Here is a 25,651-nt window from a genome sequence, read left to right as displayed (position 1 = left end):
AATTATAACCGAAACTTTTCAATTTAACTATTGACTTCGTAGATTATATAAGCATACTACAGTTAGAATTTTTTTATTTCGTTATGTAAAATATGAGGTAGTTATACTAGTGTCAGAGCAAATAGAGAGTGTAGATAGAGAAGAATTAAAGCAACAAAATCATATACATAAAGATACAGAGTGTTCGGAAGAGACGACAATATATGGGCATATTAATCAACATATGGAAAAAAACATCTCAAATACATTGCATGAAATATATGATGCTCTTATGTCATATAACGAATCGGAACAGTCAATGACGTCAACTTAAGAATTTTCATTAGCAAACTCTCCTAAAGACATGATGGCGTTTAGGCTTATCTACTTTATTGCGGCTGTCCCGGTCGGATTTTAACTTTAGCACGTATACTTAAAAAGGGCTTGAAAGTTTTTTGGCGCAATAAGTACCTGATAGAGTTTCTGTCTCATTACACTAAATAAAACTGAAAAATTTAAACGATACTCAGTAATTTGATCTGGGTTCCAAGGCCCTTGTGCATCACATATATGAAGCGATAATATATTGCACATGACCAAGTTTGCCCAAAATTCTTGTAATACAGCCTCTCCAGAAAAATTCTCTAACTCTGCTCCTACTTTGAGTCGTTTATAGCACTCCTCTATGTGCCACCTTAACACATAAGCTTTGCTCCAAAGTCTCGGTCAAAAACTCTGTTTCTCAGTTGGCTAATGTCAGCACTATAACTCTTACTTTCTGTCCTTTCATTTTATTTTTTAGCTTTTCATTTTCTAATATAAAATCAAAATCTAATTCGCCAGCGTTCCCATAGCTTACTATAATTTCTTTTTTGCAAGCGAAAAATAAAATCTACTTCCAAATCATAATGCTGCTGAATGAATTTTACTGAAGACGATCATAGATAAATAATAATTTCTCTTGATTTAATAAACGCATTTGAGTGATAACTTCGGGTAATTGCTCTGCCGCCAACGTTTGTTCACCTATATTCCAAGCTGCAAGACGAGCACTGCAAATCAATGAAGTACACAAATCAACAAACAAATTGCCAATGGTGCCTGTTGTTCCATTTGGTTCAAACTCGGATACAATTTCCCCAGAGCTGGGTAATCTCATACCAGAACCATCTGCTGCAATAAGTCTATAGCCTCTCCAACTCAGGTTCATCCTGATAGGCTGTTTGGATGCTTAAATTCTTGAAAGCCTGTATGGCAAATCTTATACCTTGCTTTAGAAAAAGCTTGCTTTGAGGGTACATGTCAATGGCTCCATAAGTTCACATTCTATTCCCAAACTTTTTTTAACTAACTTTAAAATCATAGAAAATACTTTCGAAAAAGGAAGTTTTCTTGTTCGTGTAAAACTCAACACAATGGATTTTCTGAAAAGTTTTCGAGTATATTATATTTTTATAGCTCTTTCGATAAAAGTCCGGATGTGATAGGATAAGGATAGATGATGATAAGGAGGTTGAATGCCAGCAGCATATAGTTATGATTTAAGAAAAAAAGCAATGGAAGCGCTAGACGAAGGAGAAAGCAGAGAAACAGTGGCAGCAAGATTTAAGATTGGACGAACTACTTTATGGGAGTGGCAGCAAAGAAGAAAAGAAACAGGAGACTTTCAATCAAAAAAACTTGGAAATGGGGGTTACAATCACAAAATTACCGACTGGGATACCTTTGCCAAATTTGCCAGAGAACACGGAGGAAAGACTCTATCGGAAATGGCTAAACTTTGGAACAACGTTAGTATCCAAACGATCTATCGAGCCCTTAAAAAAATTGGATTTACGCGCAAAAAAAGACATATGGATACAAGGAAAGAAACGAAGAAAAACGTGCTGAATTTTTGAAAATTATAGCGACAAAAGAACCTAAAAACTTAGTGTATATAGATGAGTCTGGCATTGATAACACCGAAGACTACCCCTACGGATATTGCCAGAAAGGACGGCGGTTTTATGCCTTAAAATCTGGAAAGAAAACTCAACGAATCAGTATGGTTGCAGCCTTAAGTGGAAGAAAGATAGTTGTTCCGTTAACCTTTGAAGGCCACTGTAATATGGATGTTTTTAATGGATGGTTTGAGCAATTTTTGACACCGATCTTGGAACCTGGACAGACTGTCATTCTTGACAATGCTACTTTTCATAAGTCTGATAAGATTATCGAGCTTGCTAAAGGGGTTGGTGCAGAAATTTTGTATCTGCCGCCTTATTCTCCAGATTTCAACAAAATTGAGCATCATTGGTTTGCTATAAAAAACAGAGCCAGGAAAAACATTCCTCTATTCGAATCCTTTCTTCGTGCTGTTGATTCTGCCTTCCTATGACCTGTTTGGACTATTATGAGAAATGCTATAATATGATTGCAAGTGCTGCATCTTCGGTACCTTTTACTCTCTGCCAGCTTACTGAACAGGGAAAATCGCAATTAAAAGCCCATCCATTACTGAAATTACTTTATTCTCCTAATCCAATGACATCAAAATCGGAATTTATTGAGGGGATTGTAACTTATCGGTTAGTTAACGGCAATTCTTATATATTGATGATTGAGTCACAGAATAGTAGAAAACCACCAACAGAGCTTTATCTTCTGCGCCCAGATAGGGTTGAAATTGTTCCAGGGAGAAATAACGTTCCTTATATCTATCGTTATACCATAAATAACAACAGTTATGACTTTAAAGTTGATAAACTAACTGGATGTTCAGCAGTGTTGCACTTAAAGACCTTTAATCCTTTGAATGATTGGTATGGGTTATCACCAATTGAGGCAGCTGCATATAGCATAGATCAACATAATCAGGCGGGTGCTTGGAATCAAGCGATGTTGCAAAATGGGGCAAGACCAAGTGGTGCAATAGTTGTAAAATCAGCAAAAGATGGAAGTGGTGGAAGTTTAAGTCAAGAGCAGTACCAACGCTTAAAAGCGCAGATAAATGATCATTATTCAGGTTCTATAAACGCTGGAAGACCGATATTGCTTGAAGGAGGCTTGGAGTGGAAAGAAATGAGCTTATCGCCAAGGGATATGGATTTTATTGAGTCCAAACACAGCTCAGCTCGTGATATTGCGCTAGCTTTTGGCGTTCCACCGCAATTGCTTGGCATACCGGGTGATAACACTTATAGCAATTTAGTCGAAGCACGCTTATCCCTCTGGGAGCAGACGGTTTTACCAACGCTAGAAAATATTATCTGTCACCTGAATTCTTGGCTGATACCAAGATTTGGTGAAGATCTGTGCTTGTCGTATGACAAAGATGCAATAGAAATTCTCATGGAAAAAAGACAAAAGTTGTGGAAATACGTAGAAAACGCAAGCTTCATGACGCTCAACGAAAAGAGAGAAGCATTTGGCTTGCCACCACTGCCAGGTGGTGATGAGTTAGGTTAAGTTTGTATCCGTTCAGATGAGTTTATTGTCCCCTAAACCGTACGCCTAAGTAAATCAACTATTTTTCTTGCCAACCAGAGCGGTGAAGATTTGGTCTACATCAAAACTCATCTTAGGACGCCAAATAGGGCCATCCAAATGCATATCGATATAGATTGGATTACTATAATTTGGTGGTATGAAAAAGAACCTGAATATAGAATTTAAAGTGAAGTTAGATAAGGTTAAATTAGAAGAGATCGACCCTGATGCTTGATCAATCCCGAATTGTAAACTAGTTGAACATATGCCACTCTTAATACTTGCTTTTCCGCTAATATTTTCAAAAAATGTTTTACCGTTATATATATCAATATAAGCAAGTGTGGAGATTTCAGACTTATTATTACTGCTTAACAAATTAGTGATAAATGAATTGAAATCTACATTAGTAACTTCTATTTCTTGCGCTTGTAAGTTTACATCTCCTGATAAGTTACTAGCCCAATCATGAAAACTTTTTCCTTGAGTTTTGATTTCACCATTTAAGCTTACCTGACCATTTACATTGTCAATTCCTATAACCTTACCAATCTTTTTAGTGTCCAAATTTACAATAGAAAATCTTGTATTCATTGAGTCTGATCTTAAATAACCCTGAAAAAACACTTGCCCGCGTTCTAATACGTAACTTGCCTGCCTGATAGTGATAGTGTTGTTTCTCATTACCGCATCCAAATTAAAATCTTTTAAAACATTCTGCTCGGTTTTAAATTCTGCAGTATTGATTTGCACATTTGCATCAAAGCCTTCTTTATCATCCAAAAAATCAAGCTGCTTTGTTGACCATTGAATTTGATCTATCTCATTTCTTGAATTTCTTTTCGTCTCTACTAAATTTGGTAATGTAATAATTTTTCCATTAAATTTACTGCCCGTAAGGTTAACATCTAATAAAGGTTTGGCGTATTTTTGATCTGCTAATATTTTTGCATTACCGGTAATATCGAAATCTTCTCCAGATAGTTTTATTTTATCTGCAACTAGCTTACCTTTTTCCATTTTCAGCAAAAAATCCAAATTTTTAATTTTCGTATCATTCAATGTAAGGTTATTAACACGGGCCTTTATATTTGTATCATACTGAAAATTTTTCAGCCATTGCATTTTAGGTAAACTGCTAAATAATGAATGATCATATTTATCTGCATCAAGATTATGCATGCTAAATTCACCATTGACCACATTGTGTTTTTTTGTATGGCTTACTCTAATTGACCCTTGCAAGGATTCCTTATTATTTAGCAGTCTAATGTCTGAGATAGATAATATTCTTGGTGCAAGGTGCAGTTTAGAACTTAGTGTAAATTGATTTTTCTGGTTTTCTTTCATCTTTATAGAAGGGAAAAAACATGAAATGAATGACTCAAAATCATTTCCTTCGACTAATAAATCACCGTTGAATTCAGATAGGACATTATTGTTTGAGATCTCTCCTGATAAGTAAGATATATTATTGATTCCAGGAAATTTAAGAAGCGTATTAACTTTTACTTTGCCATCAGTGGATTTTAGTACAGCACGGAAATTGTCCAATATTTTGTTTTGATATTGAATGTTAGAAGCTTCTATATTAAAATTTAAGCTCAAGTTCTTTGGCACAACTGCTCTAAAGCATTCCAGAAGGTCTTTTATATTTGTTGTTTTTTGTGAATCATTTTGTATGGAATCTAAGTCAACTTTACTGAAGCTAATATTGAGATTAGTGTGATCGCTTTTTCTATCGTTTTGTATTGTACCACTGGCTTGCATGCTTTTGGAATCAATTTTTAAGTCAGTTACCGTAAACTCACTTTCGTTAAGACTTATATTGGATGATATCTTGATATTTTCGCTAGGAATAACACAAGGGAGAAAGCTAAGATTAATGATTTTTGCTAAATTACTCACAGAACCGGAACTATTATTAATCGTTAGTGTTAAATTACCCTGGAGTTCTTCTTGATTTCTATTACCTGTAAATAGCAAATTTACAAAATTTGATTCAACACTAATGTGTACGTCCCTTTTTGTGATATCAACCTTTCCTGAAAAATCGTAATTATTATCACCTACCTTTACTTTACCAGAGAATTGCCTATTTTTTTTTACAGCAACCTCCTTTATGTTAACAATATCAGCGAAATCACTCTTAAAACTTACTTGGCTGTCTTTTATTACTATATCAACTATGTTACCACTGGCTTTTGCATTTATAATATTAAGTAAATTTTCTTTATTGCTTTTCATGCCAAACAATGTGATTGACTTTGGTTGCAATGAGAATAAAAGCAACGATAGGAACGATGGCCTTATTTCAATTTTTCTTACACTAATTAAATCTGATAACTTTTGCTCTTTATTTTCGTTGTATTGTATATATACATTATAGATAGTGAGCTTTGGGGTAATCAACGAAACTTTAATTTTTCCTCCAATATGCACTTTAGCATCATACGTCTTCTCCAACTCTTTTATAACATATCCTTTGTAGCCACTCCAATCCTTAAAAGTTGCAGCAACATGCATGAGAATTAATAGCAGCGAGATTGATAATATAGCATATAAAGAAAGTCTCATAATTTACACATGCTTAAAGTTTCCCTTAAATATTAAATAGAGAATACCAAAATAAACAATAACACTCAAAGCTATTAAAGTCGTTAAATAAACAATACGAGCCAACATTTTATCAAAAAATAATCCTGCCAACAAAGAATTAAAAATATAAAGGGCTATTGACATGACTGCCGTTGCTACAAAAATTTTCATGACATTTAACAATAACGCTTGGCTAACCTTATACATTTTATTTATTGTTAAATAACTAATTAATAGAATGGAGTTTATCCAAGTGGAAACGGAAGTAGCAATAGCAATCCCCGTATGCTGATACTCGTTCATTAACAAAAGGTTTAGCACTACATTAATTCCAAGACACATTAGCGAAAATATGGTTGGTATTTTCAGATTGCCTTTAGCAAAAAATGTAGGTAGCAATACTTTATTTATAATAAATGCAGGTAAAGAAAGAGAAAATGCTATTAAAGTGGGAACAGTTTGCTGCACTGCATAATGATCAAACCGGCCGTAAGAAAAAAGCGTAAGTAAAATTATGTCGGGAATAATGATAAAGGCAGCAGTTGTTGGCATAATTAACATTAATCCTATGTTGAGAGCCTTGTTCTGTATTTTGACTATATTTTCAGTATTATCCACCTGTTTTGAAATTAAAGGAAGAAGCACTGTACCAATTGCAGTACCGATTATTCCCTGCGGTAGTTGATTTAGTCTATCGGCATAATATATATAGGACACCGCATTTGGTATAAAACTCGCCATGATTGTATCAATCCATAAGCTTATTTGAGTTACACAATTATTGATAATTGCAGGTACCACACGCTTAAAAAATAACCTTACTTCATTGCTTAATTCAAGGCTAAAAGAAAAAGCTGCCTTTAATTTATATGCACTAAATAGCATCAGCAACAACTGAAAAACTCCTCCTATCAGCACAGCTATAGAAAGGTTGTGCGCTGAGGTTTTTACGTAAGGCACAAACAAACTGATGATTAAACAAAGATTCAAAACGATTGGTGCAATAGCTGTTGAAGCAAAATGCTGCTTTACTTGCAGCATTCCACCAATAAGTGATGCAATTGAAACAAAGATTATGTAGGGCATCATAATTCTTGATAAAGTAACAGTAAGGGTAAACTTACTTTGGTCAAATCCAGGAGCAAAAATTTGAATCATATAAGGGGAGAAAGTTTGCATAATAAGGCAAAAAATTACTAAGATAATAAACGTAATGGATATTACACTACTTGCAAAATTAAATGCCTTTTTATCATCGTGTGATTCTGTTGAATATAACGGTATAAAGGACGTGGTAAATGCTCCTTCTGCAAAAAATGCTCGAAATAGATTGGCAAAGCGAAACGAAGAAAAAAATATGTCTGCAAGAGAGTTTGCGCCAATAACCGTAGCAATTAATACATCCCTTATTAACCCTGAGATCCTTGAAATAGCCGTAAAAAAACTAAATGTGAAAATACTTTTAAACATACCACTACTTCATTAGTGTCAATACAATTAACTATAATGGTAAAAGTATCAATGAAAATATTTATTGGCTAAACTTAAAACCCTCTGCAAAAAGAGAGTTAAATAATCAATTGACTATTTGCGCTCTTATGTTAGAAATTTTATATCTTGGCGGGCGTAGCTCAGTTGGTAGAGCGTCAGTTTGTGGTACTGAATGTCGCCAGTTCGATCCTGGTCGCTCGCCCCACTAAAACCCGATAATTTGAAAAACCGTCATCCCGCTGCTTGTTAGCGGGATCTAGAGATACCGTGACGGTATGACGTGAGTTAGCTATACATTGGCCACTGATGATTGAAATAGTTAATTACTGTAAAATTTGACATTAACCGCTAATAGTTAGAATATTAGTAGAGTAAGAATTACTCAAGAAGGCATGCATAAATATGATGTAGTAGTAGTAGGTGGTGGTCATGCAGGGTGCGAAGCTGCTGCTGCTGCAGCTCGCCTTGGTGCAAACACGCTGCTTATAACTCATAAAATTTCAACTATAGGGGAAATGTCCTGCAATCCAGCAATCGGAGGAGTTGCAAAGGGCGTTGTAGTCAGGGAAGTTGACGCTCTTGATGGAATAATGGGAAGAGCAATCGATCAAGCAAGTATACACTCAGTCATTTTAAATAGCAGCAGAGGTGCAGCAGTATGGGGCCCGCGTGCACAGGCAGACCGAAAATTATACAAGCAAGCAATACAGGAAATTATTCTAAATTATAATAATTTGACGGTAAAAGAAGAGTCGGTTGACGATTTTCTTATAGAGAGTAATAACAATGGAGAATTGTGCATTAAAGCTGTAATAACAAGCTCAGGGGAGCATATACTGACAAGTAAAGTCGTTCTAACTACAGGGACTTTTCTGCGGGGTGTGATTCATATAGGAGAGCAGGTAACTCCTTCAGGGAGAATGGGAGATAAGCCTGCCGTAGAACTTGCAAATACGTTGAAGAAATATAATTTTAAATTAGGTAGATTGCGTACCGGAACTCCGCCAAGGCTTGATCGTGGCACTATAAACTGGTCAATATTGCAAGAACAAGTGGGTGATAATCCACCTGTGCCGTTTTCTTATCTCACAGAAAAAATTAACCAACCTCAGGTATCATGCTTTATTACCCATACTAATGAAAACACGCATAAAATAATTAGAGAAAATCTTCATAGGTCAGCTTCTTCATATTTAGATGACATTGTTGCACCAAGATACTGCCCATCCATTGAAACTAAGGTTAAAAAATTCGCAGAAAAAAGTAGTCATCAAATATTTTTAGAACCAGAGGGCTTGAATGATGATACTATATACCCGAACGGAATTTCAAATTCATTGCCTATTGAAGTGCAGTGTGAAATGATAAAGAGTATCAAGGGACTTGAAAATGCAGAAATACTAAGACATGGATATGCAGTTGAGTATGACTATATTGATCCACGAGAACTAAGCCATACTCTTGAAACTAAGAAAATTAAAGGCCTATATTTTGCTGGCCAAATTAATGGCACTACTGGATATGAAGAAGCAGCAGGGCAAGGAATTATTGCCGGAATTAATGCAGCACTCTCTGCATCTGAAAAAAAAGAAAGCTTTGTTCTTCATCGCACAGACTCATATATCGGCGTAATGATAGATGATCTAGTCACCAAAGGGGTGATCGAACCTTATAGATTATTTACCTCACGTGCAGAATATAGGCTAGCTATCAGGTCAGACAATGCAGATAGAAGATTAACACAAAAAGGTTATGATATTTCCCTTGTTTCGCATGAGAGATACTCTGTTTTACAGAATAAACTTGAATCCATTAAGCAGCTTGAAGAGAAGTTAGGGAGTCTGACGATTACTCCTGAGCAGCTTAGGTCTTATGGTATCAAAATATCTTATGATGGGATAAGAAAAACGGCGCTAGATTTACTTAGCTATCCAAACATCGACTGGAATAAATTACAAGAAATATGGCCGGAGTTAAGCAGCGTCACGCGCTGGAATGACAAAATGGGACACACCAAAGCGGATAATAGAGCTAAGAATGAAATATGCGAAGCGGTTGAAATTGAAGCAAAATACAAACCTTATCTAATAAGACAAGAAGCGGATATGAAGTTTTTACGAGAGGAAATTAACACTCAAATTCCAATTGATTTCAACTATTCACAAGTTAAAGGCCTGTCAAGTGAAGTAATAGAAAAGTTGCAGACGATAAAACCAGCGACGATTGGCATTGCAAAGCAAATACAAGGCATCACTCCCGCAGCGATAGTGAGCATATTAGTGTACCTTAGGAATAAGAAAACGAAAGTAGCTGCTGTGAGGTATCCCATGTCAAAAATCGAAGAATTTCGTTCATTTATGCATGAAATAAATGTTGATGCATTTATGTTGCATACTAAAGACGAATATTTAAATGAATATTCAGACGAGTTAACCAAGTTATGTGGCTTCACAGGAACAAATGGGCTACTTATCGTTACAAAAGACAACAAGTGCCCATTTTTTACGGATGGACGCTACATCACACAAGCTCGCAATCAGCTCGATCAGGGCAATTTTCAAGTATATAATATACAAGAAGAGGATCCACGCGAATGGATAAAAGCAAACTTAACATCGACTGCCTCACTAGGTTATTATTTGCAATATTTTACCATAGAAGATATAAGAAAGTATGAGAATATCTGTAAATTAATACCCTGTTTAGCTGGAAAAAAAAGTGACTGTCGAAAACAAGCAGTGGTTTTACATTCTATTGAATATGCTGGTGAAAGTAGTAAGGACAAATGTGAAAAAATAGCTAAAAGCATAGATAAAGAAGCTGAAGTAGTGCTTTTAACTGATCCAAATTCAATTTCATGGTTATTAAATTTAAGAAATGAAAATGCTAAATATACTCCATGTATATTGGGCCGTGCTATATTGTATAAAAGCGGTAATGTTGATTTGTTTATTCAAGATAAAGAACATTCAACTATAGAAGCAAATTTAGGCAATCATATAAATATTTTTGATATTAGTGAGCTAGAAAATTCGCTGCACAAGCTAAATTCAATAGTTATAGATCCAAACACAACTCCAATGAGTATTATGGCTGTAATAAAAGATAAACAGGTAGCTGAAAGAGAGGATCCTTGTCTAATTTATAAAGCAGTAAAAAACCAAACTGAAATAGCTGGGGCTATAAATGCGCACATCAGAGATGGAGTGGCAGTTACAAACTTTCTACATTGGCTTGAAAATAATGTTGGTACAGAGCTTGAAGCTGAAGAGAAACTCTTAGAATACAGAAAAGAGCAGAATTTGTTTAAGCAACTAAGTTTTCCAACAATTTCAGCATTTAATGAGAATGGAGCAATAATTCACTATCGTGCAAGCAGTAAGACGAATAAGGTAATTCAGAAAAGTGGACTATATTTGATTGACTCTGGTGGCCAATACCTTGACGGCACAACTGATGTGACAAGAACTGTAGCAATTTGCAGTCCAACTAATGAGCAAATAACCCACTATACAATAGTGTTGAAAGCTCACATTGCTATAGCAAGTGTCATCTTTCCTCCTGGCACTACTGGTGGAGAATTGGATATATTGGCACGTACGCATTTATGGAAATTTGGAATGGACTATATGCATGGTACAGGGCATGGAGTAGGAAGTTACCTATCAGTACACGAAGGACCACAAGCAATATCAAAAAGTAATAAAGTGAAACTCACGCCAGGGATGATACTTTCCAACGAACCTGGCTATTACATTCCGGGAGAGTATGGAATAAGAATTGAAAATCTGATATATGTTGACAGGCAAGAGAATGGCTTCTTAAACTTTAAACAACTGACCTCTATTCCATATGATAGAAGACTAATAAATGTGCAAATGCTTACTAAGGATGAAATTGAATGGATAAATGGCTACCATCAATTTGTCTATAAAAACTTAGAAAATAGCGTAAAAGATAAGGAATGGTTAAAGAAGGTATGTGACCCTTTATAAGCAAAGGAGCATTTTTTATTATTTAAAAAGTATTAATGCAATTGTGACAGGTATTTTGTATTGTTTTTAATTTTAAAATAATATATAATAAAGAACACGTATTTTTAGGTAGGTTATAATTATGATAGACAAAGGGCAAGAAGATGAATTTATGAAGCAGTATATGGGTACTTGCAAAGAGCAAATAGAAAAATTAGCCAAGGATCCTGAATTGCTTAATCAGACTTTAAAACCATTTATGCAAATGTCTCAGCAGCTTATGGCTGGCGGTATGTTAGAAGGGGCTATGCCTGGCATGATACCTGATTTGGGCAGTATGGATGTTAACAAGATGATTGCTCAGATGAAGGAAATGATTGACTACATAAGAGGTAACTATAAGGAACTAATGAAAGAGCACAGCTCGCAGATTCAAGAGCTTGATGAATCCAGTAAAAAGCTAAGAGGCTTAGTTAAAAAATTGATAGAAAAGATCGAAAGTAAATAAATAACATCTGGATTTCTGTCATTCTATATACAACTTTCTAGTTGGACGGTAAGTCGAGGTCAATTATTGATGTCATGAAAGTAGCTGACACTGGTTCCTTTATGACGGCAGTGCCCAGAGGTGTCATCCCAGTGCTTGACACTGGGATCCAGTTCTTATTACCTGGTGTAAAGTTAAGTTTCCTGGATTCCAGTGGGCTTTGTTGCATCGCTAGCTATGATGGATTAAAGATAAAAAAGATAGGGAATATCAGTAGCTTATTATTCTGGTATTTATAACAAGAACGGTCAGTGAATACCTAAATTTGAGTAAAAGAAATTTCACTACCACTCACTAATCTGGCTAAAATTCAAGAATTTCAATGCTTTAGCTATTTTCAATAGAATTAAATTTATTAATATAAATAACAAATTACTATTCTTAAATTTGATCAGATTGATTGCAAAAAAACAAGATTTTCAATAGGTTGCTTATAATCCTAACTATAGTTAGCCTTTCATAAGTAGCGATGCAACAAAGCCATTCCAGTGTCAAGCACTGGAATGACAGCAATCCTACGTCATACCGCGATTCATTCGCGGTATCTTAGTATAGATTCCGCTAACAAGTAGCGGAATGACGGTTTTTCAAATCGTCGATGAACCTAAGTCACTTTAGCTATAGTATCGGGAACGTAATTGCACATTGGTTTTACAAATTTGAAAATTAGTGTTAAATAAAAATATAAACGCAAAAGGAAAAGAAATGATTGAACTTAAAGGCCCAGAAATTTGTGCAGGCGGAAATAAGAAAAATTTGATTATTTTTTTACATGGTTGGGGCTCAAGTGGCGATAATTTCATTCACCTTGCTAAAGTTATGAGCAAGTTTTTACTGGGTTCATATTTTGTAGCACCCAATGCTCCGTTTAAGAGAGAAATAGGTGATGGTTATCAGTGGTTCAGCTTGGAAGATCGTAGTGAGGAAGCGCTATATAATGGAGTAAAAAATGCTACATCAATTGTAAATCATTTCATTGATACAAAATTAAAGGAGCTTAATTTAAAAGATACGCAACTTTCTTTAGTTGGATTTTCTCAAGGAGCAATGCTTGCAATACATACAGCTCTCACCCGCTCTCAATCCTGTGCATCAGTTGTTGCATACTCTGGTAGGTTTCTTTCACCTTCAAAAACTGCACCAGAGATCAAGTCAAAACCTAACATATGTGTTATCCATGGTGATGCTGACGACGTGGTACCTTTTTCGTCCCTCGACTTAGCGGTTAAAGCTCTGAAAGAAAATGGAGTAAATGTTGAAGGACACCCAATTCATGCATTAGGGCATATTATTAATGAAGAGGGAATAAAATTAGGAGTAGAATTTATCAAGAAGAATTTTAAAAATTAATTTTCATGCACTTGTTTTGCTTTGGTTATGGATATGTAGCTAAATTTTTATCGAAAAAATTACTGAACTTAGGTTGGAAAGTCAGTGGCACATCAAGAAGTAAAAATATACAAGATGTAATCCTCTTTAATTATGAGAAAGTTAGTCAAGATCTGCTTAAAAGCGCAACGCACGTTTTAATTTCTATTCCTCCAGATGGCGATGATGTTGTGGAGAGATACGGTGATTGCCTGCAAAATGTAAAATGGCTTGGTTATTTGTCTGCAACTAGCGTCTATGGTGATCACTCTGGTAATTGGGTGAATGAGGAATCTGAAACAAAACCTATAGAAATCAGAGGAAAAAAGCGCCTTAGATCTGAAAAGAGGTGGCTGAATAGCAAACTGCCTGTACATATTTTTCGTTTAGCTGGAATATACGGTCCTGGTAGGAACGTGTTAATTGACTTGCAGCTTGGCAAAGCAAGAAATGTGAAAAAAGAAGGGCATTTTTTTTCTCGTATTCACGTTGAAGATATATCGAATATTTTATTTTCTTCCATGCAAAACATAAAACCTGGTGAAATATACAATTGTGCAGACGATTTACCCACTACACAATCTGAAGTGGTAATATATGCGACCAAACTTCTCAATGTTAGCCCTCCAGAACCAATTGAGGCTTCTTCCCTACCAGATTATGCACAGAGTTTTTATTTAGGATCAAAAAAAGTAAGTAATGTTAAAATTAAAAAAGATCTTAATGTCTCTCTAATTTACCCTAACTACAAGGTGGGATTAGAAAGTTTGCATGTAAAAAAAACTGAAATCACATCAGAATGATAGATAGGCTTATTGTAACTGCCATTAAGTTAAGGAAAGAATGGTTAAAAACTGAACTAAAAAGTCAGAAATAATTAAGGATTTATGACAAATGCTGAAACAGAATAGAGTAAACTTTAAAGCAGATAAACTCTGAAGTGTAAATTACTTAAGAAATAGTGACCTTACCCAGAAAAAGTGGAGAGAAAGAAAAGAGTTTTTTTGGGTAAAATAAAATTTTGGAGGATTAGAAATGGTAAGAGAATATACAGCAGAATTCAAATTGGAAGCTGTTAAACTGGCAAATGAACAAAGAAAGGCAGGTCAAACAATTACAAAAACAGCAAAGGATTTAGGAATAAAGGGTGGTTTATTAGGAAAATGGATAAAGAAACACAACGAAAAAAAGTCGGCAGCAGATGCATTTCCAGGTAGAGGTAACATGGCTCCTTACGACAAAGAGAGGTTTGATTTACAAAGCAAGAGTAACAAGGGAAAGAGACATTTAAAAAAAAGCCCTGGCCAGTCAAAAAGAGTAAAATATTTTTTTATATAGTAACTGCTATAAAGTACAGGAATTATGTAGGATTTTCTGCTAGTGGCTACTATAAGTGGACCACAAGAAAAATAAGCAGTAGAGAATCAGCAAATAAAGAGCTACTCGAAGCTATTCAAAAAATATATCAAGCTTCTAAATGTAGATATGGAGCTCCTAAAATTCATGCTGAATTGAAGGCTTTGGGTAAAAGTTGCAATTTGAAAACGGTGCAAAGTATTATGCAGAAAAATGACATCAGGGCTATACTGAGAAGAAAGTTTAAAATTAAAAAACAACAAACAGATAATAGAGCTGTAGCTCCCAATATACTAGATCAAAACTTTATTGTTGATCAACCAAATAAAGTATGGGATTACTTACATCAAAACCAAGGAGGGATGGCTATATTTGGCAGCAATAATTCTCACGTATGGTAGTTAATGAGTAGTGCAATAAATAAACAATTGGTTATGAACTCTTTATTAATGGCCATTAATAGGCGTAAACCTGTTAAAAATCTACTGCTGCACAGTGACCAAGGTTCACAATATACTGCGCAAGGGTATCAATATCTCTTAGCTGTAAAGAATATAGATGAGTAATAAAGGCTGTTGTTACGACAATTCTGTTGCAGAAAGCTTCTTTAGCTCATTGAAAAGAGAAATACTTATTGATACTTCACAACACTCTGCTCAACAAACTAGAACTGCAATATTTGAATACATAGAAATTTTTTATAACAAACAACGTCACTATTATAGCATTTCTCATAATAGTCCAAACAGGTCATAGGAAGGCAGAATCAACAGCACGAAGAAAGGATTCGAATAGAGGAATGTTTTTCCTGGCTCTGTTTTTTATAGCAAACCAATGATGCTCAATTTTGTTGAAATCTGGAGAATAAGGCGGCAGATACAAAATTTCTGCACCAACCCCTTTAGCAAGCTCGATAATCTTATCAGACTTATGAAAAGTAGCATTGTCAAGAATGACAGTCTGTCCAGGTTCCAAGATCGGTGTCAAAAATTGCTCAAACCATCCATTAAAAACATCCATATTACAGTGGCCTTCAAAGGTTAACGGAACAACTATCTTTCTTCCACTTAAGGCTGCAACCATACTGATTCGTTGAGTTTTCTTTCCAGATTTTAAGGCATAAAACCGCTGTCCTTTCTGGCAATATCCGTAGGGGTAGTCTTCGGTGTTATCAATGCCAGACTCATCTATATACACTAAGTTTTTAGGTTCTTTTGTCGCTATAATTTTCAAAAATTCAGCACGTTTTTCTTCGTTTCTTTCCTTGTATCCATATGTCTTTTTTTGCGCGTAAATCCAATTTTTTTAAGGGCTCGATAGATCGTTTGGATACTAACGTTGTTCCAAAGTTTAGCCATTTCCGATAGAGTCTTTCCTCCGTGTTCTCTGGCAAATTTGGCAAAGGTATCCCAGTCGGTAATTTTGTGATTGTAACCCCCATTTCCAAGTTTTTTTGATTGAAAGTCTCCTGTTTCTTTTCTTCTTTGCTGCCACTCCCATAAAGTAGTTCGTCCAATCTTAAATCTTGCTGCCACTGTTTCTCTGCTTTCTCCTTCGTCTAGCGCTTCCATTGCTTTTTTTCTTAAATCATAACTATATGCTGCTGGCATTCAACCTCCTTATCATCATCTATCCTTATCCTATCACATCCGGACTTTTATCGAAAGAGCTATACTTACATTATACTTTCAAGTATGGCGTTTTTTTATTCTAAACGCTTAATAACCGCGATTTAGTTGCTTTTAAGCCGCAACTAATCTAAATTATAAACATTAAGAAATTTGCTAAACAGAAAAAAAGGCAAAAGAAACCCTAGGGTAGCTAGTTATTCACTATCCATTTTTTAAATCGGCGTTTTTTGATGTTTTAAATGCTTTATAAGCGCATTTCAGCTTATATTAGGTAAAAACCTAGAATTTTATAAAGACATAAGGTGCACATAGTGCAAAAAATTAAACATGGGACGCCAGATACGTGAGTTTTTTTGTCATTTAATCTGTACAGAGAAGATAAATAAATAGCTTCAGTTTCATGATAAGGGGGCTGGCGGAGTTTGTCAAGGGATTTTTGACGAAATGATTTTGAAAGCAAAGAGCGGGAGAAGGGGTTCGAACCCTCGACCTCAACCTTGGCAAGGTTGCGCTCTACCAACTGAGCTACTCCCGCAATTAAATTAACCTAAATTTACTTAATTATAGGCATATACAGCGATTTGTAAACCCCGTGTACACGAAAAATGTGAGAGCCCATAAATTTGCGTGGTTCCTTCTATGATCTTTTCGTATACTTAAGACTCATTTTTGATTATCATAGGTTTTCAATTGTGCCAAAAAATGTATTAATTTTATGGGAATATTTTTATATAAAGACGACTTGCCAGCTAGTTCAATACCAGATGATATAAGGTCTATAGCTGTTGATACCGAGGCAATGGGGCTACTTCATAGCAGAGATAGATTATGCCTTGTGCAGCTCTCTTTTAATGATGGCAACGCTCACTTAGTTCAACTCAAGAACGATTATACAGCGCCAAATTTGAGAAAAATATTAGAGGATAAAAATATAACTAAAATATTTCACTTCGCGCGATTTGATGTGAGCATAATACGTTATTACTTGGAAACTTGGGCACTTCCGTGCTATTGCACAAAGATAGCTTCACGTTTAGTTCGCACTTACACAGATAATCATAGCTTAAAAGAGTTATGCTTAGAGCTGCTTGATACCAAACTAAATAAGCAGCAGCAATCTTCTGATTGGGGAAATGAAAATTTAACAGACAAACAAAAAAGTTATGCTGCATCTGATGTTTTGTATCTCCACAGGATAAAGGAAAAGCTAGACTTAATGCTGGAACGTGAAAATAGAAAAGAATTGGCCCAAAAGTGCTTTGAATTTCTTCCTACTCGTATTGAGTTAGACTTAATGGGTTGGGAAAACGTGGATATCTTTAACCACCAGATGTAATAGAAGTTTTTTGTTTATGCAAAACACTTTAGGGCAATTTTTCAAGCTCTGCGGTAAGAATTTAGTTGATTAACTGCTAATAGATACGCTATATTTTACAAAAATTTAGGTATTTTATGAGTGATGATATTACATCGGTAAATGATCAAAATTTCAAATCTGAAGTCACTGACTATAAAGGGTTTGTTCTGATAGACTTTTGGGCAGAATGGTGTGGGCCATGTAAAAGTCTAATGCCACGTATCGAACAATTGGCTAAAGACAGAAAAGGCAAGATTAAGATCTGCAAATTCGACATAGATGAAGGGACTGAAGTGCCAAGTAAGTATGGAGTGCAATCTATACCCACTTTAATCATATTTCAAGATGGTAAGGAAATTGCACGCAAAATTGGTGCAACAAATGATTTGTCAAGTTGGGTTGATAGTGAAATAAGCTAATAGACAAATTTGCTTTTGTGTGTATTATAAATATTGATAAAAGGGATTGTAGCTCAGTCGGTTAGAGCAGTTCGCTCATAACGAATTGGTCGTAGGTTCGAGTCCTACCAATCCCACCATTGTATTGATCTTAGCATGATCGTAACAATGAGAAAGCTGTAGTATATGAACTATATGTTGATATAATGGAGGAAATAATGAAATTTACTAAGTCTCTAAATAACAAGTTAGATGAATTGCACTTACTAAATCATCCATTCTACCAATCATGGAATACAGGAAGCTTAAGCTTGCAAGCTTTACAAACCTATGCTAAAGAATATTATCACCACGTTGCTGCGTTTCCTCGTTACATCAGTGGTATACATTTTCTGTGCCCAGATCTAAAAATGCGACAGGTTTTACTTGGTAATTTAATAGAAGAGGAACAAGGTGATGAAAATCATCCAGAGTTATGGAAACGTTTTGCTGAAGGGCTTGGCGTTGCGCGATCTGATCTTCGTGAAAGTGCACAGATTAAGGAGACACAAGAATTAATTGATGGTTACTTTGACATTGTAAGATCAGGTTTTGCAGCAGGTCTTGGAGCCTTGTACGCTTACGAACGTCAAACTCCAGAGGTTTCCAAGTCTAAAATTGAAGGTTTAAAAAAACACTATTCAATAAGTGATGAGCGTTCTCTTCAATTTTTTACGGTCCATATGCATGCTGATGAATGGCATTCTGAGGAATGTGCAAATCTTATTGAAGATCTAGATGAAAAAGAGCAAGATAAAGTTATGCAGGGTGCTCAAAAGGGAGCAAGGCTCTTGTGGGGTTTTCTTGATGGAATGATGAATGCTAGCGTGTGTTAGTAGTTGTAAGTAGCTTAAACTCAGTGATGTTGGAATGCAATGTCTGCATGTAATCTTCTTATATCTGACTTACGGCTTTGGGTTCATTTAGGCTATAGTGCAGAAGAGAAGTATCATTCTCAATTAGTTAGTGTTAATATTGATTTTACCTTTAAATCCCCCCCCCTTTAGGACTTACAACTGACCGGCTTGAGGATACTATATGCTACTTGGAGGTAGTTCAGAGTATTCAATCTCTCGTTCAAAGCAAGCAATTCAACTTAATCGAGCATTTAACTCATGATATATACAGGACCATTAATAACCTTGTGATGCAAAAAAAGCTTATTATTTCTTCTATAGGCGTAACTATTCACAAAGTTGCACCACCTGTCCCCAGTGTGCATGGAGGTGTTTTCTTTACTTATCGTAATGCGTTGCAAGAATGATTTACATTTCTATTGGCTCAAATATGGGGAATCGCTTTTCCCATTTACAAAAGGCTGCTCAGTTACTGCAGGAACGCTATTTTAAAAATTTAAAATCTTCAATTATTCTGGAAACTAAGGCTATTTTACCAAATGATGCTCCACCTGGGTGGGACAGGCCATTTCTAAATATGGTTGTGTATGGAAGTTGTTCTTCTTCTCCTGAAGAGCTGTTAAAGGGCCTTAAACAAATTGAATGTGACATTGGCCGTCTGCAGGTCTATGAAAAATGGGCACCTCGCGTTATTGATTTGGATATTTTGTTATGGGATGACCTGACACTTGATACACCCTACCTTAAGATTCCTCACCCAGAATTGATAAACAGACCATTTTTGCTTCACTTGATGGCAATGCTGAGTCCCATGGCAGTAGTTAACAAAACGTTTGGTACTGTTAACCCTAACATTAAGGATTGCTTTTTAAGGAGTTTTACGCTTTCACCAGAGCTTATAGGTATTGTCAATATTACTCCTGATTCATTTTCAGATGGTGGTCTTTATTATGATGCAGATCAAGCAACCAAGCAGGCACTGCGGCTGTTATCAGATGGTGCAAGCATAGTTGAACTTGGTGCTCAATCAACAAGACCTGGCTCCTCAATACAAACTCCAAAAGCAGAATATGCACGCTTAAAACCAGTGCTTGATGACCTTAATCAATATATGAAAGTTGGTGACATTAAAGTCAGCATTGATAGTTTCTCGCCAGATGTTATTTTGAATGTTTTGGAGCACTACAACATTGCCTGGGTAAACGATCAGAAGGGAGATCTAGATGATAATACCTTAAAAGCGATTGCTAGCAGTGGATGTAGTATCGTTATTATGCATTCACTCTCCATACCACCACATAGTGACAACATTATCCCAAGTGACATTGATCCAATTGATACCATAAGTAATTGGGCAGAAAGGAACATTAATAGATTACTAGCTCTAGGTTTTGATCAAAGCTCGATCATTATTGATCCTGGTATTGGTTTTGGCAAATCTATGTACCAGAATATCCAGATTTTACGCAGTATAGAAACGTTACAAAATTTTGGCTGCAAAGTTCTGGTTGGTCATTCTAGAAAGTCATTTATTTCTTCTTTTTCTACAGAACCTGTCTTTAACCGAGATTTAGAAACAATTGCTTTATCATCTGCATTGCACAACAAGGTTGATTTCCTTCGAGTGCATAATGTGCGTGATCACATGCGATTCTTTGTAGCTCAAGCTGCTTTACAGGGATGCTAGTTATCGGAATTATGGCTGTTGATCCCAAGGGGGTAATTGGAATAAATAATGGATTGCCCTGGCATTATCCAAGTGAGTTAGATCATTTTCGTCAGGTGACTGACAAACAAGTTATTGTTATGGGAAGAAAAACATTTGAAACTATGCCTCAAAACATATTGAAGGATCGTATCCCTGTTGTTTTTTCTCGTAACAAATTAAATTCTTGTTTTAACAGAGGAGTAAAATGCACTATTATTTCTTCTATGCAAGAGTTTTTGTCAATCCAAAGTAGTTCTAAAGTCTTCATGATTGGTGGAGCACAAATAGCGCACCTTTTTTTGGAGTATGATCTAATTTCAGAGTTTATCATAACAGAAATTCACAGACTTTATAAAGGTGATGTATATTTCAACTTAACACTTCTTGATGGATGGTATAAAACCGCTCTTGCTCAAACAAAAGATTATACTATATGCAAGCTGACACGTTAATATGCATGTTGAAGCAATTTATACCCACCGCATTGAATGTGGAGAAGTATTAGAGCAGGTTCTTGATCGCTATGTTTCAGAGTTGCTAAGAGAGGAAGTTGTTCTTGCTATCACATCAAAAATCATTTCTATTTGTCAAAAACAAGTGGTTTGCAAAACTGCTTGTTCTAAAGAAGAGCTAATCAAAAGAGAAGCTGATGCAATTGTTGATGTAGACCATAATTCTTACGGCATCTATTTAACAATCAAAGACAATATCTTAATTCCATCTGCTGGTATTGATGAATCAAATGGTAATGAAATGTATATTTTATACCCAAAGGATGTTCAGAAAACAGCTCTATCAATATGGAACTATCTCAAGACAAAACACTGCATAAAACATCTTGGTATTTTGATTACAGATAGTAACATAACACCTATGCGCCTTGGGGTTACGGGCGTTGCTCTTGGTTGGTGTGGATTTGAACCACTTTATTCCTATATAGGCAAGCCAGATCTTTATAATCAACCACTGCAAGTAACACAAGTCAATCTTCTTGATGCACTGGCAACATCTGCTGTTTTAGTTATGGGAGAAGGGGCAGAGCAAACACCGATGGCAATAATTAGTGGTGCACCAAAGGTTCACTTTCTTACTCATCCGCCAACTACAGAAGAAGAAAAAAGTGTGAAGATATCTATGGAAGAGGACCTTTACTCTCCTCTCCTCATGCGAGCCCGCTGGTTAAAGAGTTAAAGAGGAACTTAAAAATTTGCTATTAGACTTCTTAGAGGTTGTCCACAAACCAAGGAATACGTAGTATATAAAGAAAGAATATTGAGGTAAGAGATGAGGAAAAAATATCCAACAGATTTAAGTAAAAGGGAATGGGCAAGAATAGAAAAACACTTCAGAGTATCGTACAAGAAAGGAGGAAGGCCACCAAAATACAGTAAGTGTGAGATAGTAAATGCAATTCTTTATATACTGCGCACAGGATGTCAATGGCGCTATTTACCACACGATTTTCCGCCGTGGAAGGCTGTGCATGAACAGTTTAGAAGATGGAAAAAGCAGGGAATTTTTGAGAAAATGAACTATGATATCACTAAATATAGTAGGTCAAAAATGGGAAGCCGAGCGCATGCATAGTGGACAGTCAATCGGTAAAAACCACGGAAAAAGGGGGGTTAAAGGTTATGATGGTGCGAAAAAGGTAAAGGGGAGAAAAAGACATATAATCACAGATACTCAAGGATTTGTGCTTGGTTGCTATGTAGGAGCTGCAAGCGAAAATGACAGAGATGGGGTGAAGATGGCATTGGACAATATGAAGGAAAAATACAGCAATATTAAGAAAATGTGGGCTGATATGGGATACCAAGGAAAAGATTTAAAGGATTACGTAAAGAGAGAATATGGGATAGATATTGAAATTGTCAAAAGGCCTCCATGTAGGTTTTGGGTACATAAAGATACACCACTAGAACTATTGCCACAACGGAATCCTGGATTTTCAGTACAGCCGAGAAGGTGGTTGGTAGAGAGGACTTTTGCTTGGATCAATAGAAATAGAAGGCTATCAAAGGAGTACGATTTACTTACAACATCTACTGAAAGTTTCATATATCTGGCTATGAGTAAAGTTATGTTAAATAGGGAATATGCTTGATTTACTGGTTTGTGGACAACCTCTGATATGCTGCCAACACTTATGTTCAAATTAAAAATGTCATTTATGATACTAGCCACTTCACGCTTTGAGTTTTTGTAAAATCCGCTGAGTGCTGCAATTATAGACTTAACCCTTGGACCAAATGTATCTGGCGTAACACCTTCTGGTAACTTGCTACTTTTTCTTTTTCTGCATCTCCAACAACGACCATGTTCCAATTACTACATAAGGCCTAATTTCCGGAAGATCAACTTTTTGGTGAACATAAGGTTTTTCGCATATTACAAGCTCTCCTCCGCATTCGCAAATATTAGGCAACTCTATTTTTACTACTTTATCCGCTTCCATTGTGGCATGAAAATTTCCTTTATGCCCAACCTGATCGCCAACATTCCTTTCGCTTTTTGGCTTGTCCTTTTTTATTTTGTATAGCTCTTTTGAGCTGGGCAGGGATGAGTTTTTTGAATTTAAACCGAGCCTTTCCTTTAATTCAGCGTTCTCTATCTTTAAAGCTTTATTTTCTGCTTTTAAGTTTTCTATCTCTGCTTTCAGTTTTTCTATTTTTTGCTGTAAATTTTTGCAAAGTTCTAAAAGGTTTACCACATTAGTTATCTAAGTGAGGAAAGTCACCTCTCCCCACTCGACTTCGAAACCGGACTTGTGACTTTCACCACATCCGGCTTCTCTCTAACTTGGTGTTTGTCATACACACTCCTATGTAAATAATCATGGCAATGCCCGTGCAATAAAGACAAATTTCCTATGGTATTATTGTTCCTATTTTTGTCTTGATGATGCACTTCAATTATGTCCTCTGACCTAAAATATAGCTGACAATAATTACATTTACCCTGTTGCATCTTCAGTAATTTTATCACTCTTAGTGACTTATCTGGTACTCTACGACTGCTCCAATATATCCAGTCTCCATCATATGGAGATTTTGCTCCTCTCACTTTGATATGCCGCTTAATAGCATGGTCTCCATGTTTGATAAGATATTTTCCATTACTTGTCATAAACCTCCAATTATCATTCTTATACCTTTTAAAGTATTTCCTCTTTATCCAGTATTTGCCTTTATTTGTATGTTTACGTACTGCCCATTTCCATAGTTTTCTAAACATAACGCTATCTAGTAACTCGAAGACTTTCCTTGAAATCACTGAAGTATAATATTGACACCATCCTCTAATAAGTGGATTTAGGTTTTTTATAATAGCTTCTTGTGGTGCTCCACACATTTCTTTAAGTTTGTACTTAGCGGTTAATGTATATCGTTTTATAGAGTTGCGGCTCGGTTTTATTAGTAACTTGTATGTTTTCTTACCTTGTTTTACTGTATGCTGTCGTATTGTATAGCTCTTTCGATAAAAGTCCGGATGTGATAGGATAAGGATAGATGATGATAAGGAGGTTGAATGCCAGCAGCATATAGTTATGATTTAAGAAAAAAAGCAATGGAAGCGCTAGACGAAGGAGAAAGCAGAGAAACAGTGGCAGCAAGATTTAAGATTGGACGAACTACTTTATGGGAGTGGCAGCAAAGAAGAAAAGAAACAGGAGACTTTCAATCAAAAAAACTTGGAAATGGGGGTTACAATCACAAAATTACCGACTGGGATACCTTTGCCAAATTTGCCAGAGAACACGGAGGAAAGACTCTATCGGAAATGGCTAAACTTTGGAACAACGTTAGTATCCAAACGATCTATCGAGCCCTTAAAAAAATTGGATTTACGCGCAAAAAAAGACATATGGATACAAGGAAAGAAACGAAGAAAAACGTGCTGAATTTTTGAAAATTATAGCGACAAAAGAACCTAAAAACTTAGTGTATATAGATGAGTCTGGCATTGATAACACCGAAGACTACCCCTACGGATATTGCCAGAAAGGACAGCGGTTTTATGCCTTAAAATCTGGAAAGAAAACTCAACGAATCAGTATGGTTGCAGCCTTAAGTGGAAGAAAGATAGTTGTTCCGTTAACCTTTGAAGGCCACTGTAATATGGATGTTTTTAATGGATGGTTTGAGCAATTTTTGACACCGATCTTGGAACCTGGACAGACTGTCATTCTTGACAATGCTACTTTTCATAAGTCTGATAAGATTATCGAGCTTGCTAAAGGGGTTGGTGCAGAAATTTTGTATCTGCCGCCTTATTCTCCAGATTTCAACAAAATTGAGCATCATTGGTTTGCTATAAAAAACAGAGCCAGGAAAAACATTCCTCTATTCGAATCCTTTCTTCGTGCTGTTGATTCTGCCTTCCTATGACCTGTTTGGACTATTATGAGAAATGCTATAATACATTACAACTTTCGAAGCCGAAGTTTGATAAACCAAGCTTTGAAAAGCCAGTAATAAAGAAGATTGTCAGTGGTAAAACAAAGGAAGAATTTGATATAACTAAAGATATGACACAAGAAGAGATTGATAAGATGCCACAAATTACATTGACCATCAAGCACCTTAAAAATTTTTATGATGGCTTGATAAACAGCATTAATAAGTATGACGAAAATATGGATAGTGCAATTCAAAGTGGTATAATAACACAATTATCATCAACCATAGATAGTATAGGCAGCAAGACAAGTAGTATAGACAGTGAACTTGCAGATCTTAGGAATTCGATTCCAGATATTGGAGAAGCTCCTCCATTACTCCATATTACTGGTGAAGAGAACGGATTGCTTTAATAAAAAAGGTAATAGCCTGATATCAGGCTGTTACCCTTTCCACATATCATTTCAATATAGCTGA

At 35.8% G+C, this 25,651-nt stretch carries 20 protein-coding genes, 3 tRNA genes and 4 pseudogenes; 19 read left to right on the top strand and 8 right to left on the bottom strand.

Features of this window, described 5'->3' with window-relative positions:
- Window positions 1-322: 322 nt before the first annotated feature.
- A pseudogene (locus tag OOL03_RS00845) lies at window positions 323-1,469 on the bottom strand (transposase).
- Window positions 1,470-1,496: 27 nt separating this feature from the next.
- On the opposite strand from OOL03_RS00845, the gene OOL03_RS00840 reads away from it, so the two are divergent.
- Both OOL03_RS00840 and OOL03_RS00835 read left to right on the top strand, forming a co-directional pair.
- Window positions 1,497-2,356, top strand: a protein-coding gene (locus OOL03_RS00840) for an IS630 family transposase (RefSeq protein WP_264707019.1) whose coding sequence is annotated in 2 segments (ribosomal slippage) — window positions 1,497-1,821 and window positions 1,821-2,356 — 861 coding nt in all. Because the reading frame shifts where the segments join, the coding sequence is not laid out codon by codon here.
- Window positions 2,353-3,426 (top strand): phage portal protein, encoded by a 1,074-nt coding sequence (locus tag OOL03_RS00835; RefSeq protein ID WP_264707425.1) that lies wholly within the window; start codon window positions 2,353-2,355, stop codon window positions 3,424-3,426. The genes OOL03_RS00840 and OOL03_RS00835 overlap by 4 nt, the downstream gene beginning before the upstream one ends.
- Before the next feature lie 54 nt (window positions 3,427-3,480).
- Here the strand turns inward: OOL03_RS00835 and OOL03_RS00830 are convergent, their stop codons facing one another.
- Entirely contained in the window at window positions 3,481-6,024 is a 2,544-nt protein-coding gene (locus tag OOL03_RS00830) for an AsmA-like C-terminal region-containing protein (protein ID WP_264707424.1), read from the bottom strand.
- Window positions 6,025-6,027: 3 nt separating this feature from the next.
- On the bottom strand, window positions 6,028-7,515 hold the full coding sequence (murJ, locus tag OOL03_RS00825; protein ID WP_264707423.1) for a murein biosynthesis integral membrane protein MurJ: 1,488 nt from the start codon (window positions 7,513-7,515) through the stop codon (window positions 6,028-6,030).
- Between the two features lie 150 nt (window positions 7,516-7,665).
- On the opposite strand from murJ, the gene OOL03_RS00820 reads away from it, so the two are divergent.
- The 3 genes from OOL03_RS00820 (at window position 7,666) to OOL03_RS00805 (ending at window position 12,018) form a co-directional block, all read left to right on the top strand.
- A tRNA-His gene (locus OOL03_RS00820) sits at window positions 7,666-7,741 on the top strand.
- A 187-nt stretch (window positions 7,742-7,928) separates the two neighbouring features.
- On the top strand, window positions 7,929-11,531 hold the full coding sequence (gene mnmG, locus OOL03_RS06910) for a tRNA uridine-5-carboxymethylaminomethyl(34) synthesis enzyme MnmG (RefSeq protein ID WP_406721290.1): 3,603 nt from the start codon (window positions 7,929-7,931) through the stop codon (window positions 11,529-11,531).
- A 121-nt stretch (window positions 11,532-11,652) separates the two neighbouring features.
- A complete protein-coding gene (locus OOL03_RS00805) occupies window positions 11,653-12,018 on the top strand; it encodes a hypothetical protein (RefSeq protein WP_015589326.1) in 366 nt (121 codons plus the stop codon).
- A gap of 37 nt (window positions 12,019-12,055) precedes the next feature.
- Here OOL03_RS00805 and OOL03_RS00800 read toward each other — a convergent pair whose 3' ends face one another.
- Window positions 12,056-12,226, bottom strand: a complete 171-nt coding sequence (locus OOL03_RS00800; RefSeq protein WP_264707422.1) for a hypothetical protein — start codon at window positions 12,224-12,226, stop codon at window positions 12,056-12,058.
- Between the two features lie 536 nt (window positions 12,227-12,762).
- Between OOL03_RS00800 and OOL03_RS00795 the strand changes: the two genes are divergently transcribed.
- The 3 genes and pseudogenes from OOL03_RS00795 to OOL03_RS07110 all read left to right on the top strand — a co-directional run bounded on the left by OOL03_RS00795 (window position 12,763) and on the right by OOL03_RS07110 (window position 15,537).
- Window positions 12,763-13,407, top strand: a complete 645-nt coding sequence (locus OOL03_RS00795; protein WP_265029948.1) for an alpha/beta hydrolase — start codon at window positions 12,763-12,765, stop codon at window positions 13,405-13,407.
- A gap of 5 nt (window positions 13,408-13,412) precedes the next feature.
- Window positions 13,413-14,228, top strand: coding sequence for an SDR family oxidoreductase (locus OOL03_RS00790; RefSeq protein WP_264707421.1), 816 nt, complete (start codon window positions 13,413-13,415; stop codon window positions 14,226-14,228).
- Window positions 14,229-14,460: 232 nt separating this feature from the next.
- A pseudogene (locus OOL03_RS07110) lies at window positions 14,461-15,537 on the top strand (IS3 family transposase).
- Here OOL03_RS07110 and OOL03_RS00765 read toward each other — a convergent pair.
- Window positions 15,532-16,391 (bottom strand): IS630 family transposase gene (locus OOL03_RS00765; protein ID WP_264707034.1). Its coding sequence is split into 2 segments (ribosomal slippage): window positions 15,532-16,067 and window positions 16,067-16,391, totalling 861 coding nucleotides; the frame shifts between segments, so codons are not numbered across the junction. The pseudogene OOL03_RS07110 and the gene OOL03_RS00765 sit on opposite strands and share 6 nt — an antisense overlap.
- Before the next feature lie 483 nt (window positions 16,392-16,874).
- A tRNA-Gly gene (locus OOL03_RS00760) sits at window positions 16,875-16,947 on the bottom strand.
- A gap of 180 nt (window positions 16,948-17,127) precedes the next feature.
- On the opposite strand from OOL03_RS00760, the gene OOL03_RS00755 reads away from it, so the two are divergent.
- From OOL03_RS00755 to OOL03_RS00715, 9 genes and pseudogenes are all read left to right on the top strand, one after another.
- Window positions 17,128-17,748: a ribonuclease D gene (locus OOL03_RS00755; protein ID WP_010962900.1), complete on the top strand. Its 621-nt coding sequence runs from the start codon at window positions 17,128-17,130 to the stop codon at window positions 17,746-17,748.
- Between the two features lie 116 nt (window positions 17,749-17,864).
- Entirely contained in the window at window positions 17,865-18,188 is a 324-nt protein-coding gene (gene trxA / locus OOL03_RS00750; RefSeq protein ID WP_006279168.1) for a thioredoxin, read from the top strand.
- 42 nt (window positions 18,189-18,230) lie between these two features.
- Window positions 18,231-18,307, top strand: a tRNA-Ile gene (locus OOL03_RS00745).
- A gap of 78 nt (window positions 18,308-18,385) precedes the next feature.
- Window positions 18,386-19,042, top strand: coding sequence for a CADD family putative folate metabolism protein (locus tag OOL03_RS00740; RefSeq protein ID WP_264707420.1), 657 nt, complete (start codon window positions 18,386-18,388; stop codon window positions 19,040-19,042).
- 209 nt (window positions 19,043-19,251) lie between these two features.
- The gene (locus OOL03_RS00735) at window positions 19,252-19,470 is read left to right on the top strand and encodes a dihydroneopterin aldolase (protein ID WP_022626368.1); all 219 of its coding nucleotides are present in this window, start codon (window positions 19,252-19,254) and stop codon (window positions 19,468-19,470) included.
- Window positions 19,467-20,750, top strand: a complete 1,284-nt coding sequence (gene folP, locus OOL03_RS00730) for a dihydropteroate synthase (protein ID WP_264707419.1) — start codon at window positions 19,467-19,469, stop codon at window positions 20,748-20,750. Before OOL03_RS00735 ends, folP begins: the two co-directional genes overlap by 4 nt.
- Entirely contained in the window at window positions 20,744-21,223 is a 480-nt protein-coding gene (locus tag OOL03_RS00725) for a dihydrofolate reductase (protein ID WP_006279286.1), read from the top strand. Before folP ends, OOL03_RS00725 begins: the two co-directional genes overlap by 7 nt.
- 1 nt (window position 21,224) lies before the next feature.
- Complete coding sequence (locus OOL03_RS00720) at window positions 21,225-21,962, top strand: putative folate metabolism gamma-glutamate ligase (RefSeq protein WP_077188310.1); 738 nt, start codon at window positions 21,225-21,227, stop codon at window positions 21,960-21,962.
- Between the two features lie 93 nt (window positions 21,963-22,055).
- Window positions 22,056-22,878 (top strand): annotated as a pseudogene (locus tag OOL03_RS00715) (IS5 family transposase).
- Window positions 22,879-22,894: 16 nt separating this feature from the next.
- Here the strand turns inward: OOL03_RS00715 and OOL03_RS00710 are convergent.
- Window positions 22,895-23,484: pseudogene (locus OOL03_RS00710) on the bottom strand (DUF6444 domain-containing protein); the annotation flags it as partial.
- Between the two features lie 23 nt (window positions 23,485-23,507).
- A complete protein-coding gene (locus tag OOL03_RS00705; RefSeq protein ID WP_264707418.1) occupies window positions 23,508-24,125 on the bottom strand; it encodes a group II intron maturase-specific domain-containing protein in 618 nt (205 codons plus the stop codon).
- Window positions 24,126-24,302: 177 nt separating this feature from the next.
- On the opposite strand from OOL03_RS00705, the gene OOL03_RS00700 reads away from it, so the two are divergent.
- Window positions 24,303-25,162, top strand: a protein-coding gene (locus tag OOL03_RS00700) for an IS630 family transposase (RefSeq protein WP_264707034.1) whose coding sequence is annotated in 2 segments (ribosomal slippage) — window positions 24,303-24,627 and window positions 24,627-25,162 — 861 coding nt in all. Because the reading frame shifts where the segments join, the coding sequence is not laid out codon by codon here.
- Window positions 25,159-25,587, top strand: a complete 429-nt coding sequence (locus tag OOL03_RS00695) for a hypothetical protein (RefSeq protein ID WP_264707417.1) — start codon at window positions 25,159-25,161, stop codon at window positions 25,585-25,587. Before OOL03_RS00700 ends, OOL03_RS00695 begins: the two co-directional genes overlap by 4 nt.
- Window positions 25,588-25,651: the final 64 nt, after the last annotated feature.

Origin of the sequence: Wolbachia endosymbiont (group A) of Acrocera orbiculus, assembly GCF_947250015.1 — a bacterium.
In the GTDB taxonomy this organism is placed as follows: domain Bacteria; phylum Pseudomonadota; class Alphaproteobacteria; order Rickettsiales; family Anaplasmataceae; genus Wolbachia; species Wolbachia pipientis.
Note: the sequence above shows the minus strand (reverse complement) of the source record. Positions and strands in the feature narration are given on the sequence as shown.

Bases quoted from the DNA above. Each gene is read 5' to 3' on its own strand.
- OOL03_RS00835 (WP_264707425.1), top strand. From the start codon at position 2,353: ATGACCTGTTTGGACTATTATGAGAAATGCTATAATATGATTGCAAGT.
- OOL03_RS00830 (WP_264707424.1), bottom strand. From the start codon at position 6,024: ATGAGACTTTCTTTATATGCTATATTATCAATCTCGCTGCTATTAATT.
- murJ (WP_264707423.1), bottom strand. From the start codon at position 7,515: ATGTTTAAAAGTATTTTCACATTTAGTTTTTTTACGGCTATTTCAAGG.
- mnmG (WP_406721290.1), top strand. From the start codon at position 7,929: ATGCATAAATATGATGTAGTAGTAGTAGGTGGTGGTCATGCAGGGTGC.
- OOL03_RS00805 (WP_015589326.1), top strand. From the start codon at position 11,653: ATGATAGACAAAGGGCAAGAAGATGAATTTATGAAGCAGTATATGGGT.
- OOL03_RS00800 (WP_264707422.1), bottom strand. From the start codon at position 12,226: ATGCAACAAAGCCCACTGGAATCCAGGAAACTTAACTTTACACCAGGT.
- OOL03_RS00795 (WP_265029948.1), top strand. From the start codon at position 12,763: ATGATTGAACTTAAAGGCCCAGAAATTTGTGCAGGCGGAAATAAGAAA.
- OOL03_RS00790 (WP_264707421.1), top strand. From the start codon at position 13,413: ATGCACTTGTTTTGCTTTGGTTATGGATATGTAGCTAAATTTTTATCG.
- OOL03_RS00755 (WP_010962900.1), top strand. From the start codon at position 17,128: ATGGGAATATTTTTATATAAAGACGACTTGCCAGCTAGTTCAATACCA.
- trxA (WP_006279168.1), top strand. From the start codon at position 17,865: ATGAGTGATGATATTACATCGGTAAATGATCAAAATTTCAAATCTGAA.
- OOL03_RS00740 (WP_264707420.1), top strand. From the start codon at position 18,386: ATGAAATTTACTAAGTCTCTAAATAACAAGTTAGATGAATTGCACTTA.
- folP (WP_264707419.1), top strand. From the start codon at position 19,467: ATGATTTACATTTCTATTGGCTCAAATATGGGGAATCGCTTTTCCCAT.
- OOL03_RS00725 (WP_006279286.1), top strand. From the start codon at position 20,744: ATGCTAGTTATCGGAATTATGGCTGTTGATCCCAAGGGGGTAATTGGA.
- OOL03_RS00720 (WP_077188310.1), top strand. From the start codon at position 21,225: ATGCATGTTGAAGCAATTTATACCCACCGCATTGAATGTGGAGAAGTA.
- OOL03_RS00705 (WP_264707418.1), bottom strand. From the start codon at position 24,125: ATGTGTGGAGCACCACAAGAAGCTATTATAAAAAACCTAAATCCACTT.
- OOL03_RS00695 (WP_264707417.1), top strand. From the start codon at position 25,159: ATGACCTGTTTGGACTATTATGAGAAATGCTATAATACATTACAACTT.